Source organism: Petroclostridium sp. X23 (genome assembly GCF_030013905.1).
Lineage (GTDB): Bacteria > Bacillota > Clostridia > SK-Y3 > SK-Y3 > X23.
Map to the genome: position 1 here is coordinate 2,746,388 of NZ_CP124862.1, position 13,759 is coordinate 2,760,146.

The 13,759-nt window shown below is 37.9% G+C and carries 10 protein-coding genes; 4 read left to right on the top strand and 6 right to left on the bottom strand.

Annotation, left to right across the window (positions count from 1 at the left end; genetic code table 11):
- The first annotated feature begins 108 nt into the window (after positions 1-108).
- The 3 genes from QKW49_RS13075 (at position 109) to QKW49_RS13085 (ending at position 2,966) form a co-directional block, all read left to right on the top strand.
- Positions 109-1,131, top strand: a complete 1,023-nt coding sequence (locus QKW49_RS13075; protein WP_282868012.1) for a TRAP transporter substrate-binding protein — start codon at positions 109-111, stop codon at positions 1,129-1,131.
- Between the two features lie 72 nt (positions 1,132-1,203).
- Positions 1,204-1,680, top strand: a complete 477-nt coding sequence (locus QKW49_RS13080; RefSeq protein WP_282868013.1) for a TRAP transporter small permease — start codon at positions 1,204-1,206, stop codon at positions 1,678-1,680.
- Between the two features lie 5 nt (positions 1,681-1,685).
- The gene (locus QKW49_RS13085) at positions 1,686-2,966 is read left to right on the top strand and encodes a TRAP transporter large permease (protein WP_282868014.1); all 1,281 of its coding nucleotides are present in this window, start codon (positions 1,686-1,688) and stop codon (positions 2,964-2,966) included.
- A 330-nt stretch (positions 2,967-3,296) separates the two neighbouring features.
- On the opposite strand, the gene nspC is transcribed toward QKW49_RS13085, so the two are convergent.
- From nspC to QKW49_RS13110, 5 genes are all read right to left on the bottom strand, one after another.
- Complete coding sequence (gene nspC / locus QKW49_RS13090) at positions 3,297-4,436, bottom strand: carboxynorspermidine decarboxylase (protein ID WP_282868015.1); 1,140 nt, start codon at positions 4,434-4,436, stop codon at positions 3,297-3,299.
- A gap of 2 nt (positions 4,437-4,438) precedes the next feature.
- A complete protein-coding gene (locus QKW49_RS13095) occupies positions 4,439-5,644 on the bottom strand; it encodes a saccharopine dehydrogenase family protein (RefSeq protein WP_282868016.1) in 1,206 nt (401 codons plus the stop codon).
- 107 nt (positions 5,645-5,751) lie between these two features.
- Positions 5,752-7,356, bottom strand: coding sequence for a peptide chain release factor 3 (locus tag QKW49_RS13100; RefSeq protein WP_282868017.1), 1,605 nt, complete (start codon positions 7,354-7,356; stop codon positions 5,752-5,754).
- Positions 7,357-7,715: 359 nt separating this feature from the next.
- The gene (locus QKW49_RS13105) at positions 7,716-8,312 is read right to left on the bottom strand and encodes a hypothetical protein (protein WP_282868018.1); all 597 of its coding nucleotides are present in this window, start codon (positions 8,310-8,312) and stop codon (positions 7,716-7,718) included.
- A gap of 30 nt (positions 8,313-8,342) precedes the next feature.
- Positions 8,343-9,626 carry a hypothetical protein gene (locus tag QKW49_RS13110; RefSeq protein WP_282868019.1) on the bottom strand — a complete coding sequence of 428 codons (1,284 nt, stop codon included), beginning with the start codon at positions 9,624-9,626 and terminating at the stop codon, positions 8,343-8,345.
- 192 nt (positions 9,627-9,818) lie between these two features.
- Between QKW49_RS13110 and QKW49_RS13115 the strand changes: the two genes are divergently transcribed.
- Entirely contained in the window at positions 9,819-11,147 is a 1,329-nt protein-coding gene (locus QKW49_RS13115; RefSeq protein WP_282868035.1) for a transposase, read from the top strand.
- A gap of 1,070 nt (positions 11,148-12,217) precedes the next feature.
- On the opposite strand, the gene xylB is transcribed toward QKW49_RS13115, so the two are convergent.
- Positions 12,218-13,741, bottom strand: a complete 1,524-nt coding sequence (gene xylB, locus QKW49_RS13120; protein ID WP_282863064.1) for a xylulokinase — start codon at positions 13,739-13,741, stop codon at positions 12,218-12,220.
- Positions 13,742-13,759: the final 18 nt, after the last annotated feature.

A 13,759-nucleotide genomic window follows, 5' to 3' on the forward strand; every position in this document is an offset into this window, starting at 1 on the left:
TCTATTGAAAAGATATTATATAAGGAAAGGAGGAAAGGAACAAGTATATTAATTTTCCAAAGACTAGTAGTAATAAAAATCAAAATGAAAAAATGAGGAGGTAACATGATGAAAAAATTTCTTAGTATTCTAATGGTTTTTATCGTTGCCGTTTCTATGGCTGCATGTGGTCAAAAAAATTCCGAACCTACACCCGCTAAACCATCCACGCCGGCAGAAGCAGAGGCAAAAGCAATTACCATGCGTATTGCGCACACACTGGCTCCTGATTCTCACTACAACAAAGGATTGCAAAAATTTGCCGAGATAGTGGACCAAAAGACAGAAGGCAAAATAAAGGTAGAATTGTTCCATAGCTCTCAGCTTGGAAGCGAAAGGGATGCCATTGAGGGTATCTCTATGGGAACGCTTGAAGCAACTTTGAGCTCTACCGGTCCTTTAGCAAACTTTTCAAAGAAATTTATGGTTTTTGACCTTCCTTTTATAATTAATGACAGAGAAACGGCTTTTGCCGCTATGGATGGCGAAATGGGAAAAAATATCCTTGCATCGCTTGATTCCAAGGGCATTAAAGGACTTGGTTTCTGGGAAAACGGGTTCAGAATGATTACCAACAGTAAAGTTGCGATCAATACTCCTGCAGATGTTGCAGGTCTGAAAATCCGTTTGATGGAAAATCCGGTGCATATGGAAACTTTTAAAGTATTGGGTGCACAGCCGGTTCCTATGCCATTCGGTGAACTGTTTACAGCTTTACAGCAGAAAACAGTTGATGGCCAGGAAAATCCGCTTGTTATCATTGATACCAGCAAATTCTATGAAGTACAGAACAACTTGGCTTTAACAGGTCATTTCTACTCACCGGCTGTTTTCATGGTCAGTCAATCATTCTATAATAAGTTGACTCCGGAACTGCAGAAAGCACTTGCTGAAGCGGAAAAAGAAGCTCGTGACTGGCAAAGAGATTATTGCGTAAAGATGGAAAAAGACCTGGTAGAGAAATTAAAGCAAAACGGGATGACTATTACTACTCCTGATAAGAAAGCATTCCAAGAGGCAACCAAGCCTGTATACGATAAATTCAAGGCAGAAATAGGCGAAGACGTCATTAATGCTTTAATGAATAAATAATATAACTATGTGGGGAGGAGACCCATATCGCTATGTTATGGGTCTCCCTTTTCTACTCAAGGAGTGAGTAACATGAAAAAAATTCTGGATAATATTGAAGAATATCTGTTAATTTTTCTTTTTCCCATTATGACCGTGATAGTTTTCATCGCTACTGCTACCCGCTATTTAAAATTAGGTGCCATACCCTGGTCTGAAGAACTTGCAAGATATATCATGATTTGGATGGCTTATATTGGCGCCGGTCTGGCTGTGAAGAAAAATGCTCATTTGGGAGTAGAAGCTTTTGTAAGCTTGATGCCTGCATCTGTTGTAAAATATCTTAGCAAGTTAAGAATTGCCATATTGATTCTTTTTAACGGAATGGTAATTTATTTCTCTTTTAAGATTATGATACATCAAATGAATATAGGACAAACTTCACCAGCTCTCCAAATTCCGATTTGGGTTGCTTATCTGGCGATGCCGACAGGTGCTTTGTTAATGTGCATCCGGACCATTCAGAGTGTGTTCCCCGTAAAAAATAATACTTCAGAAGGGAGGGGCTGATATTCATGTCATTGATTCTGTTTGGTACGCTGCTTCTTCTTATGATTATCAATATCCCTATAGGTGTAGCATTAGGATTAGCTTCTTTTGCCGCACTTATCTTCGGCACCATGCCTACACCGCCTTTGGTGGTAGCACAGCGGATGTTTACAGCAGTTGATTCATTTCCATTCATGGCTATACCCTTTTTCATGCTGGCAGGCGGCCTTATGGAAAGCGGCGGGATTTCCCGCAGGCTGATCAATTTTGCCAAAGCATGCGTCGGTTCTATTCCTGGAGGTTTAGGTATTATCACCGTTATTGCCAGCGCGTTTTTTGGAGCTATTTCAGGATCAAATCCTGCAACTGTTGCTGCTATCGGGGGCATTATGATTCCAGCCATGGTAAAGGCAGGATATCCAAAGCCTTTTGCCGCTGCTGTAGCTGCTGCCGGCGGAACATTGGGCGTTATTATCCCCCCCAGTATTCCAATGGTTACCTACGGCGTTATCGCCAATGTTTCTATCGGAACATTGTTCATGGCAGGATTTTTGCCAGGTATCATTATTGCTTTAAGCTTGATTTCGGTTATCTATTATTTTGCAATCAAAATGAACTTGCCAAAGTGTGATCCTACAAATATTAGGACATTTGTTTCAGCCTTCAAAGAAGCTATTCTCGCACTTGTAATGCCGGTAATTATTCTTGGTGGTATCTACGGAGGTGTGTTTACGCCAACAGAGGCTGCTGCCGTAGCCGTAGTGTACTCTTTTATAGTGAGCATATTCGTTTACAAAGAACTTAAAATCGGCGGATTGGGTCCTGTTATCGTCAAGGCGGGCCTCAGCACATCGGTAGTATTATTTGTTATAGCAACTTCGTCTTCTTTCTCATGGCTGGTTACCAGCGCACAGATACCCACAAAAGTTACACAAGCCATGATGAGTATTTCGGATAGCAAATTCCTTATCATTCTTATGATCAATATCATGCTGTTATTTTTAGGCACATTCCTGGAGACTCAAGCTATTATCCTTCTGGTGGCTCCTATTCTATTGCCTCTTGCGATGCAACTGGGTATTGATCCCATCGTACTGGGACTAATTATGATTATCAATACCTCAGTAGGAATGATCACTCCTCCAATGGCTGTCAATCTGTTTGTTGCTTGTGGTGTTGCAGATATAAGCATCGAACAAATTAGTCGAAGAATCATACCGTTTTTGATTGTGGAGCTGGTCATTGTCTTCATAATGTCTAATTTCCCTGAGATTATTATGTTTATACCTAGCCTGCTCGGAAAGTAATTCCTGAAAATTTACATTTAACCGTGTTTATCAATTATAAACGTTTGTCATAGAGGCACTCATTGCAGGCGATGGAGCATTGCTCGGAACATTTAGATCTTTTTCGCCAATAAAGAAGCTATCTCAAAATAGAATTCAATTCTATGCTTGAGATAGCCTTTTTTCGTTTATGGCTTAAACGCAAGTAGATCTTGCTGAGCCTGGTCTTTTATCTCTAGTAATACTTTTCTTACATCTTGAGGAATACTTTGATCTAAAAATCTTTCATACATCGAAATTGTATTTATTTGAAACTGAACCGCTTCTTTACATGCTTGCTCTAAGGACTTATCAGGATAACCGGGATTTATAATCTTCATAACCGAACTGTTTAATCACTTTAATTCCCTTTTTCTCACTATAAAGTGCGATTGAAGGAAGGTTTACACCATTGAACATATTATTCTTAACCATTGTATAGTGTGCCATATCGCAAAAGACAAGCTTGTCCCCGGATTTTAAAGTCTGCTTAAAAGAATAATCGCCAATAATATCTCCCGCAAGACAGGTAAGTCCGCCTAACCTGTAAGTATACTTATATTCATCCGGCTTTCCTGCATCAATAATATTCGGCCTGTAGGGCATTTCCAATACATCAGGCATATGGCACGCAGCGGAAGTATCCAGAATCGCGTTTTTCATGCCATTATCAACTATATCCAGAACTGTCGCAACCAGGTATCCTGTATTCAGCGCAATCGCTTCTCCCGGTTCCAGGTATATATCAATGGAGTACTTTTCCTTGAAATATAAAATGGAACGTACAAGGGCTTCTATATCATAATCAGGCCGGGTAATATGATGTCCGCCGCCTAAATTAAGCCACTTCATCTTTTTAATAAATTCTCCGAATTTTTCGTCAACCACTTTGACAGTACGTTCAAGGGTATCTGAATTCTGCTCGCACATTGTATGGAAATGAAGTCCGTCAATCCCACCAAGTTCTTCAGGTCTGAAATTAGGCAAAGTTACTCCCAACCTTGAATACTTATAACATGGATTATAAATCGGCGTCTCTATTTCAGAATACTCGGGATTGATCCGGATCCCGCATTCTATCTTTTTTGAATGTACATTCTTTACTTTATCTTTAAACCTATTCCATTGGTCAAAAGAATTAAAGACAATATGGTCACAATATTTTAGGATTTCATCAAATTCTTCTTCAATATAAGCCGGCGCATAAATATGAACTTCTTTTCCCATTTCTTCATATCCAAGTATAGCTTCAAATAACGAGCTGGATGTCACACCTTTTAGATATTTCCCTATTAAAGGATATACCGAAAACATGGAAAATCCTTTTTGAGCAAGCAGAATGTTGCATCCTGTACGTTCCTGTACAGAATGCAGTATTTCAAGATTCTTTTTAAGCAGCCTTTCATCAACAATATAGCATGGTGACGGCAGCGCACTGAAATCAATATTCATAACTATACCTCATCTACCAAAGTTGGAGAAAAGTCTTCTTTCCACGGCAGTCCGTATTTATTTAAAGCTTCCATAAACGGATCTGGATTAAATTCTTCCACATTATAAACCCCTGGCTTTTTCCAGATTCCTTTTAAGATCAACATCGCACCGATCATTGCAGGGACGCCTGTCGTATAGGAAATAGCTTGCGAGCCAACTTCCGCGTAACACTCTTCATGGACACAAACATTATAAACATAATAGGTTCTTGGTTTTCCGTCTTTTACGCCTTGAATGATACAACCTATATTTGTCTTTCCTTTTGTTCTCGGACCAAGAGAAGCAGGGTCAGGAAGAACAGCTTTCAAAAATTGCAGAGGAATCACTTCATGGCCTTCATACATAATAGGTTCAATAGAGGTCATCCCAACATTTTGCAACACGCGCAAATGATTGAGATAATTCTGGGAAAAAGTCATCCAGAATCTTATGCGTTTGATCCCTTTGATATTCACAGCCAGTGATTCCAATTCTTCATGATACAAAAGATACATATCCTTAGGGCCGATTTCCGGAAAATCATATACTTCCTTTACAGAAAGCGGGTCGGTCTCTACCCATTGACCATTCTCAAAGTACCTGCCTTTTGCAGTTATTTCGCGAATATTAATTTCCGGATTGAAATTTGTCGCGAAGGGATACCCATGATCCCCTGCATTCGCATCCAGAATATCGATATAATGAATTTCATCAAAGTAATGTTTCTGGGCATACGCACAAAAAACACCGGTAACACCAGGATCAAAGCCGCTTCCCAAAAGGGCGGTTATCCCTGCCTTTTCAAATTTCTCTCTATACGCCCACTGCCATTTGTACTCAAATTTTGGCGTATCGGGCGGCTCATAGTTAGCTGTGTCAACATAATGAACACCTGTGGCAAGGCAAGCATCCATAATGGTTAAATCCTGATACGGAAGCGCAACATTAATTACAATATCCGGTCCAAAGCTCTTTATCAAGTCAATGACCATCTCGGTATTGTCTGCATCCACATAGGCAGTATGTACTTTTGTAGCGCATTCACCTAATTTATTCTTTATAGCTTCGCACTTTTCTACCGTTCTGCTGGCTATACAGATTTCTTCAAAAACTTCAGGGTTTTGGCAGCATTTGTGAATCACAACATTCGCAACGCCACCAGCACCGATAATCAACGCTTTTCCCACATTAATAACCTCCAAATAGCTTTGTTGTCTTACTCACGATGATTATATAGAAAATATTTTTAAAAATCAAGGCCAATATTGTAAACAAATAAGTTTTTTGCCATACCTTACGATATTGAAGGCGGTATATCTACAAACTTTACTTCCTTGTTTTTATCTGTAATCCTATTTAATGACCATTCATCTCTAAATAACACTACCGGTCTATGGTGCTGGTCTTCTATCAATATCGCGCTATCGGTGTAACCTAACATTTCTTTATCAAATTTATTAGGTATTACCCACCGTGCAAAATTATATGGAAGCTTCTGTATTCGTATATCTACCCCATATTCATTTTTCAGCCGGTATTCCAGCACTTCAAACTGAAGTATTCCTACAACACCGATAATTAAATCCTCAACCCCTATATTGAGCTGCTTGAAAATTTGAATGGCCCCTTCTTCCGAAATCTGATATATTCCCTTCACAAATTGTTTTCGCTTCATCGCATCTTTAATGGATACAAGGGCAAAATGCTCCGCAGGAAACATAGGAATCCCTTCATACTTATATGCTTGTTTTCCCTCACACAAGGTATCTCCTATATTAAATATCCCCGGATCAAAAAGCCCGATAATATCTCCCGCATAAGCCTCTTCTACGATAGTCCGATCCTGTGCCAAAAACTGCTGCGGCTGTGTAAGCCGTATATTTTTATTCAAGCGGACATGGTTTACTTCCATCCCCTTATTAAACTTACCTGAACAAATTCGTATGAAGGCAATTCGGTCCCTGTGAGTCGGATTCATATTTGCTTGAATTTTGAATACAAATCCTGAGAATAATTCACTTTCAGGATTCACCGCCCCGACTGTAGATTCACGTGATGTAGGTGAGGGAGCCAAATTTAAAAATTCTTCAAGAAATGGCTGTACACCAAAATTACTCATTGCACTACCAAAAAACAGCGGCGTCAATTCTCCCTTCTTCACTTTCTCCAGATCAAAATCATCACCCGCAATATCCAGTAATGCAATATCTTCGCATAGCTGCTCATACAACTGCACTCCTAATATATCCTTAAATCTTTCATCTTCAACCTCACCGATATTGGATTCCACTACTTTTTGACCATGCCCGCCACTTTGAAAAAGTTCGATCTGGGACAGTTTTCGGTTATAGACTCCTTTGAAATTTCCTTCTACTCCGATAGGCCAGTTCATCGGATAAGAACGAATCCCCAGAGTTGCCTCTATCTCATCCATGAGCTCGAATGGATTTTTGCAGTACCTGTCCAATTTATTGACAAAAGTAAAGATGGGGATGCCTCTCATCCGACATACGTGAAAGAGTTTTTTCGTCTGCTCCTCTACCCCTTTCGCCCCATCAATCAGCATCACTGCGCTGTCGGCCGCCACTAATGTTCTATAGGTATCCTCGCTGAAATCCTGATGCCCCGGTGTATCCAGGATATTAATGCGGCAATCATTATAGTCAAACTGCATCACACTGGAAGTGACCGAAATTCCTCTCTGTTTTTCAATCTCCATCCAATCGGAGACAGCGTACTTTTGCGTTTTTCTGCCTTTTACCGTTCCTGCTAACCGTATTGCTCCACCATAGAGCAGCAGTTTTTCTGTTAAAGTTGTTTTCCCTGCATCGGGATGAGAAATAATCGCAAAGGTCTTTCTTCTTCTTACTTGATTTTCTAATTCGTTTATCTTCGACATTTACACTCTACCTTTTCATCAATATAACTTCTAGCTTATAACCTATTATTTTTGATTATGCACATTTAAGTTTTTATGAGATCTTTTTTCAATAATACTTCTCTTCATTCATAATACATCCTCATAAACGCCAGCAGTTATTAGCTAGTACTATTCTAATATATAATAAGCATTTTTTCAATTTTCTTTACAGCAAATTTCTAATAGTATATGTATATCTGGATTTTGAATCATTGAACTTTAGTAGTATAGACTTTTATAAAAAGGCAATAATAAGTAAGTAATATTTTTACAGATAGATAGGGATAAATTACTATTTTTTTAACAGAAAGCTTTTCTTCAATTATCTTTTCATTCTTCTATTTCTCAGCTTTAGTTTCTTTCTCAGTAGTATATTCAGACATATAAAAATTCACAATCTCAGAAAGCATTTCCGGCTGGAAATAATCACGATTGATGAGCTTTAATTGATTCCTGCTTGTTTGTGCAATAAATAATTGCTCTTTATAAGGATTTCCATATTGGTCAATAAAATAATAATCGGCAGATAAACTGATCTTTTCAACTTTAGGAAAAGTATCATAAATAGTATAATACAAAAATAAAGTATTTTCCCAAATAATTTTTTCCATAGATTTATTGGTATTCGAAATATTTTCCATATCTTTAATAAGAAAGCTGACTTTTATTTTATTTTTTTCAATATTTGCATCTTTTACAATATCTAAATCATTTAAGGACTTAAGTCCATTATCCAGTTTATAGGAATCAAGAAGATCTCTTCTTTTTTGAACTTCTACATGTTTCATATCATATGCTTCTTTAGGAAGTTCCTTTCTTCCTTCTTTACTGTCTATTTTCCGATGCTGTTCAGATGCAATATACAATCCACATCCGCTTAAATTAGAAACAATAAATAGCATGGAAAAGATGAATATCCCTATCTTTTTATACATACATCTATCAAAGCTCCTTACATTACTATTTTAAGAAACGAGCGCCTGGAGGGCCTCTTGTTCTATTTCTCCTACAAAGACAATATTTTTTTCGGAAAACATTCTTTTTATATAATCATATTGATCTTTGTTCACGGTCTTTACCAGTATTAATACTTGCCCATCCACAGGATTACTTCCTTTAATGGGGTCCCGATTAAGCTTTGCTCTTACCCAGCCTACAGCATATCGATCAATAATATAGCCTAAAATCCCGCCTAGCACAAAGCCTGTCAGCCCAATGGCAACCGGCCCTCCTGGAATAAGGGGCCCTCCCCACATAGTACCAAATAACATAAGAACTATAGCTCCGCACATGGCACCGTTAAAATTGCTAATGCCATCCGACTTACAAATACTATCTCCGATTTCTTTCTTTGCATTATTTAGCCGGTCTAAAAAAATAATTTCATATTTATTCAGACCGTGAGTTTTTAGAGAATTAACAATAAGTTCCAGGTTGGTACCTTGTTTAGATGTTCCTAATAGATACATAGGGTAACTCCTTTCTTCACTAACAACATGAAAACCTTTCTTTTTTCCAAAATGATAGCGTTGTTCTTCTACAAGTAATTTATTGATTTCCACGGCGGATACATAACTATCCCATATACAAAACACAAAGATAGATGGAAAAAAAAGCAGCCATTGCCAATTTATGCTTTGTAAGTAAATCTCTTTCCCTGAAATAAACTTAGAAATCAAATGGTTTATTTGCGCATAATAATTAACCGTCATCACCCATCCTACCAAGATAAACCCTTTGATAAACTGACCATTATAGATCTGCCCTGCGCCACCCATTACAGCAGAAAAAAAGGCAGCAAGTAAAGGATTACCCTGGTCTAGCTTAGTGATAGAAAGCGGCGATATACTCATCCTCTTAAAAAATCTCTTTTCTTGTGCTTCTTCCAACTCACATATTCCATTCATCTCTATGGTCAATCGCCATACATCATATAGGGCAAAAACCCAAATACCTGCATAAAACAAAGACCAACGTTCATTTAGAACGTGATTGGCCTTTTCAAAGTTTCCAGTAAAAGTATAGAAAATTGCCAGGTTAAGGTGCCCTTCCAGATTGATAAGGATTTCCCCTATCATGAACATCAGTCCTCTTATATAGGCACCCAAATGCATATGCCCAAACCCAGGCAGGGCAGCAGACCACCAAAGTGCAGTCCAAGGGTGGGAGCGATGTATATAATTGATTCCAAATGGTGTAATATCCATCTTAATATATCGTACATCTTCCTTTTTTACCGGCGACAGCATAGCTGGTTACTCTCTCTTTCCTAGCTTATCATTAATATGAAAACTTATTTTTATAACTATAGTTTTGCACTTTTTAAATTACATGCATCAATTACCAGCATAAAAGCACAATAAAATAGGAATATAGATATTGCAGGGCACCGGCCCAATCCCTTAAAAAGGAGCGATTCTGCAATGACTATCTACATTCCTATGGAAATAATCCAGTTACTATTATTTCCAAAAGAATGCTTTAAATGCATAAAAACTTATAATTATTTTATTTGCTATATATGGTGCCTACTTGTGGTTCCAGGCAAGAAAACTACCAGAAAGCTGTATCGGCATTGCTTTTTCTTTCGTAAAGACGTATCTAGTTGGTGTAGGTTCTTTACGGAGTATAAATGGGATTATACAGAAGTTATAAGAAAAATGTTTTTGCTGCTTCTGAACTTGTTCCCAAATGAACTCATGGTACATGGTAAGATTCAAGCCTGCTTTGATACTACTTTGAATGCAAAAGATTCTAAGAAAGTAATCGGCATTCAAAAATGGGATAACCACAGCGGTAATGCTGATGCTGGTGAATATATTATAGGACATCACTGGGGAGTACTTGGTATTACAGGCTTTTTCAAAAACCAATATATTAGCTTCCTTATTTCCTTTAAACTCGTTACAGGAAAGCTTGCAAAGAGCCAATGGAAATGTAATCAATCAGGCCAAGCAGAACCATTAAAAATCTGGGATGTTGCACATGCTCAAATACTCCAGTTAAATCAATGGGTATTACAAAGCGGTCATAAACTACGTACCGTAGAAGATGCATACTTTGCAAACAAACCTTTTATTCAGCCATTGCTTGACCAAGGCATTGATGTTGTTACTAAATTAAGAGCTGATGCTGTAGCACGTTTAGACCCTGAACCGCAATCGCAGAAAAAAAGGGGTCGTAAGCCCAAATATGGCAAACAAATTAAAGTTCGTGAACTTTGGAATCTTACCGAACATGAAATTGTTACTGTACAGCTTTACGGCAAAATTCAAACTATAGAAATTGCTGTAGCCGATGTTTGCATGCTCAAGTTATCCAAAAAGGTTCGTACGGTAGTGCTCCATACTAATAAAGGTAAGCTAATGGCATTAATCAGTACAGATACAACCCTCACTGCTGCCCAGATTATTGAAATATACGGTTCCCGTTTTTCAATAGAATTGGCAATACGCGATGTTAAGCAGTATCTCGGTTTTGGAGAATACCAACACCACAGCTTATTACCTGTATTACGATTTTTACACACTGTTGGTATCGCCTATAATATTGGTAAAATTGTACTTATAAAGTATGGCAAGTGCAAATGGTTAAATATTACTTCCGATACAGGGGATACCCCTTGGGTATCAGAGTTAAGTTTTTCCAAGCTACGGTATTGTTTGAGAAAGTATGCCTTGGGAAAACTTGTATTCGCTGATTCCGCACCAGAAGCGGAACAGCATGAAATTGTCTTGGATAAAGATGCTATCGTGGACTTCGTTGCATAATGCACAGTGGGTTTTTATGGTAACACATTTACCCAAGAGTTTTCTGCAAAACTATAGTTTATAAAATTTCTAAAAGATATAATATCTTAATTTTTCGCTTTATTGGCTTAATTTTACGACAAGCTTCTCGAGGTATGTCTACTCCTTAAATTTCTATATACTTTAACGCTTTTTATTCTTCACAAAAATCCAATCATATATAACAAAATATTCTAATTATTTTACTTTATATTACATCGGTAATCATTTGGATTTCGAAATGATAAATCCTATGTTTTTGGTAACGATGAACAGTCAAAAGAAACTACGGAATCTATTCCTACGCCACACTTATAAATAAACTTTTATTTTTACTAATGTAAAATGTAAAACGTTACAGTTCATTTTATCTAAAGAAAGATTAACAGTCATTACATTTTTGCTTACATCAAAATATAGAATTTCCCTAAGAGAAAACAATACTATGTATAGTGATATTAGGGGTTGTATTTATGAAATCTTTTGTAAAGTTTTTTAAACCAAGTAAAAGCCATATCTCCACTAACGAAAATATAAGTGTCGGAGGGGCATTAAAAAGCAATCTTAAAGAAAATATTAAATTGGAGAGGAACTATATATGATGAATTAAATATTTGTAACGATCTAATTATGCAAAATATGTAGAGACGTATGGCAATACGTCCGATTAAATATCCTATGTCTGTATTCCTGTTTTCGGCCGTATTTCCATACGGCCCTACTAATCATCAACATGAATATTAGACTAATAGTCCAATTATTTAATTCAACTTATATAGCAACGGAAGATGGGATAGGAAAAGCTATAAATTTTATTTCCATGGATTATGAAATGCGAATAGACTTTTACATGATGGTGGCAAGAAATGCAAAAGCTACAATAACATAGAATTAGCCTGTTGACTCCAACTCATTTTCTTCTGCATGCCCGATGATATATATTGTACATTGTAGATTTAGACGCTCTGTGTTCTTAATGAACAGCATTCAACCTAGACAAACAGGGTCAAGCTTGACCCTGTTCTTTTCTCCCTTAATTTAAAATTCATTTATTAAATTTCATATGCTATTTTGAAGCTTTCCTTAAGATCTTTATATAACTTTTTATATAACGGATAGTATTTTCTATAAATTTCTACGTTTTGAACGTTAGGATCTTGAGTGTTTTTAGTTGAAATGGCAACCTCACATGCTTCGTTCAAATCTTTATAAACACCTGTGCCAACACCCGCAATTAGAGCAGCTCCAAGTGCAGGACCTTCTGAAGATTTATTTGTAGATACAGGACAGGCGAACATGTCCGCTTGAATCTGCCTCCATAACGGACTTTTGCCCCCTCCTCCGGAAACCATAACAATGCGTGGCAATATGCCCATGTTTTTAATAATCTCCATACAGTCAAGCAAGGAATAAGAAACACCTTCCATAACCGCTCTTATCATATCTCTTCGAGTATGAGCAGCCGAGAGTCCAAAGAAAACACCTCTTGCGCGAGAGTCCAAATGTGGAGTACGTTCACCCATGAGATACGGAAGATATATGATACCTTTTGCACCAGTAGGTACTTTTCCTGCTTGCTCATCCATGAGAATGTACGGATCAATCTCCATATATTTCGAAGACTCAATCTCACTTATACAAAAATTATCCCTAAACCATTTCAATGAAAGACCTGCACCCTGCGTAACACCCATCACATGCCATGCGCCGGGGACCGCATGACAAAATGTATGCACTCTTCCAAGACTATCTATAACGGGCTTATCCAAGTGAGCAAAAACAACACCCGATGTTCCGATAGTGGAAGATATGACTCCTTCTTTGATGATACCGTTTCCAACTGCTCCAGCAGCCTGGTCTCCTCCTCCTCCAGCTACAGGGGTGTTTTCAGCAAGTCCGGTTTCATCTGCAGCTTTTTTACTAAGTCTGCCGCTTATTTCGACAGATTCGTATACATTGCCTAAAAGTTCTTTCGGAATCTCAAGCTTCCGGAGTATCTCGTCAGACCATGTTCTTTCTTTAATATCTATAAGCTGCATTCCTGACGCATCTGATACTTCTGTTGCAAACTCACCTGTTAGCATATATCGGATATAGTCTTTTGGTAAAAGGATTTTTTTACATTTCTCATATACTTCCGGTTCATTATTTCTTACCCACAGAATCTTTGAGGCTGTAAAACCTGTTAAAGCAGGGTTTGCGGTAATTTCTACAAGTCTTTCGGCACCCACTCTGGTTGTGATTTCTGCACACTCGTTTTCTGTACGCTGGTCACACCATAGTATCGCCCTTCTCAAAACTTCACCATTATTACCAAGCATGACAAGACCGTGCATTTGGCCTGAAAGACCTATGGATTTTATACTATCAGCTTTTACAGCACTTTTTTGCAGCACCTCCCCAATCGTGCTGCAAACAGCATCCCACCAGTCCTTTGGATCCTGCTCGGCCCACCCGATATCTGGCTGGTAAAGTGGATACTCAACTGTGGATGAAGCAATGGTATTGCCCTGCAAATCAAAAATAACAGTTTTTGTTCCTGATGTGCCAATATCAATTCCAAGTAAATATGCCATAAAATATCCTCCCATAGG

What these genes read in the sequence shown, in the direction of transcription:
- QKW49_RS13075 (WP_282868012.1), top strand. Translation starts at nt 109, where the DNA reads ATGAAAAAATTTCTTAGTATTCTAATGGTTTTTATCGTTGCCGTTTCT.
- QKW49_RS13080 (WP_282868013.1), top strand. Translation starts at nt 1,204, where the DNA reads ATGAAAAAAATTCTGGATAATATTGAAGAATATCTGTTAATTTTTCTT.
- QKW49_RS13085 (WP_282868014.1), top strand. Translation starts at nt 1,686, where the DNA reads ATGTCATTGATTCTGTTTGGTACGCTGCTTCTTCTTATGATTATCAAT.
- nspC (WP_282868015.1), bottom strand. Translation starts at nt 4,436, where the DNA reads ATGAATATTGATTTCAGTGCGCTGCCGTCACCATGCTATATTGTTGAT.
- QKW49_RS13100 (WP_282868017.1), bottom strand. Translation starts at nt 7,356, where the DNA reads ATGTCGAAGATAAACGAATTAGAAAATCAAGTAAGAAGAAGAAAGACC.
- QKW49_RS13105 (WP_282868018.1), bottom strand. Translation starts at nt 8,312, where the DNA reads ATGTATAAAAAGATAGGGATATTCATCTTTTCCATGCTATTTATTGTT.
- QKW49_RS13110 (WP_282868019.1), bottom strand. Translation starts at nt 9,626, where the DNA reads ATGCTGTCGCCGGTAAAAAAGGAAGATGTACGATATATTAAGATGGAT.
- QKW49_RS13115 (WP_282868035.1), top strand. Translation starts at nt 9,819, where the DNA reads ATGGAAATAATCCAGTTACTATTATTTCCAAAAGAATGCTTTAAATGC.
- xylB (WP_282863064.1), bottom strand. Translation starts at nt 13,741, where the DNA reads ATGGCATATTTACTTGGAATTGATATTGGCACATCAGGAACAAAAACT.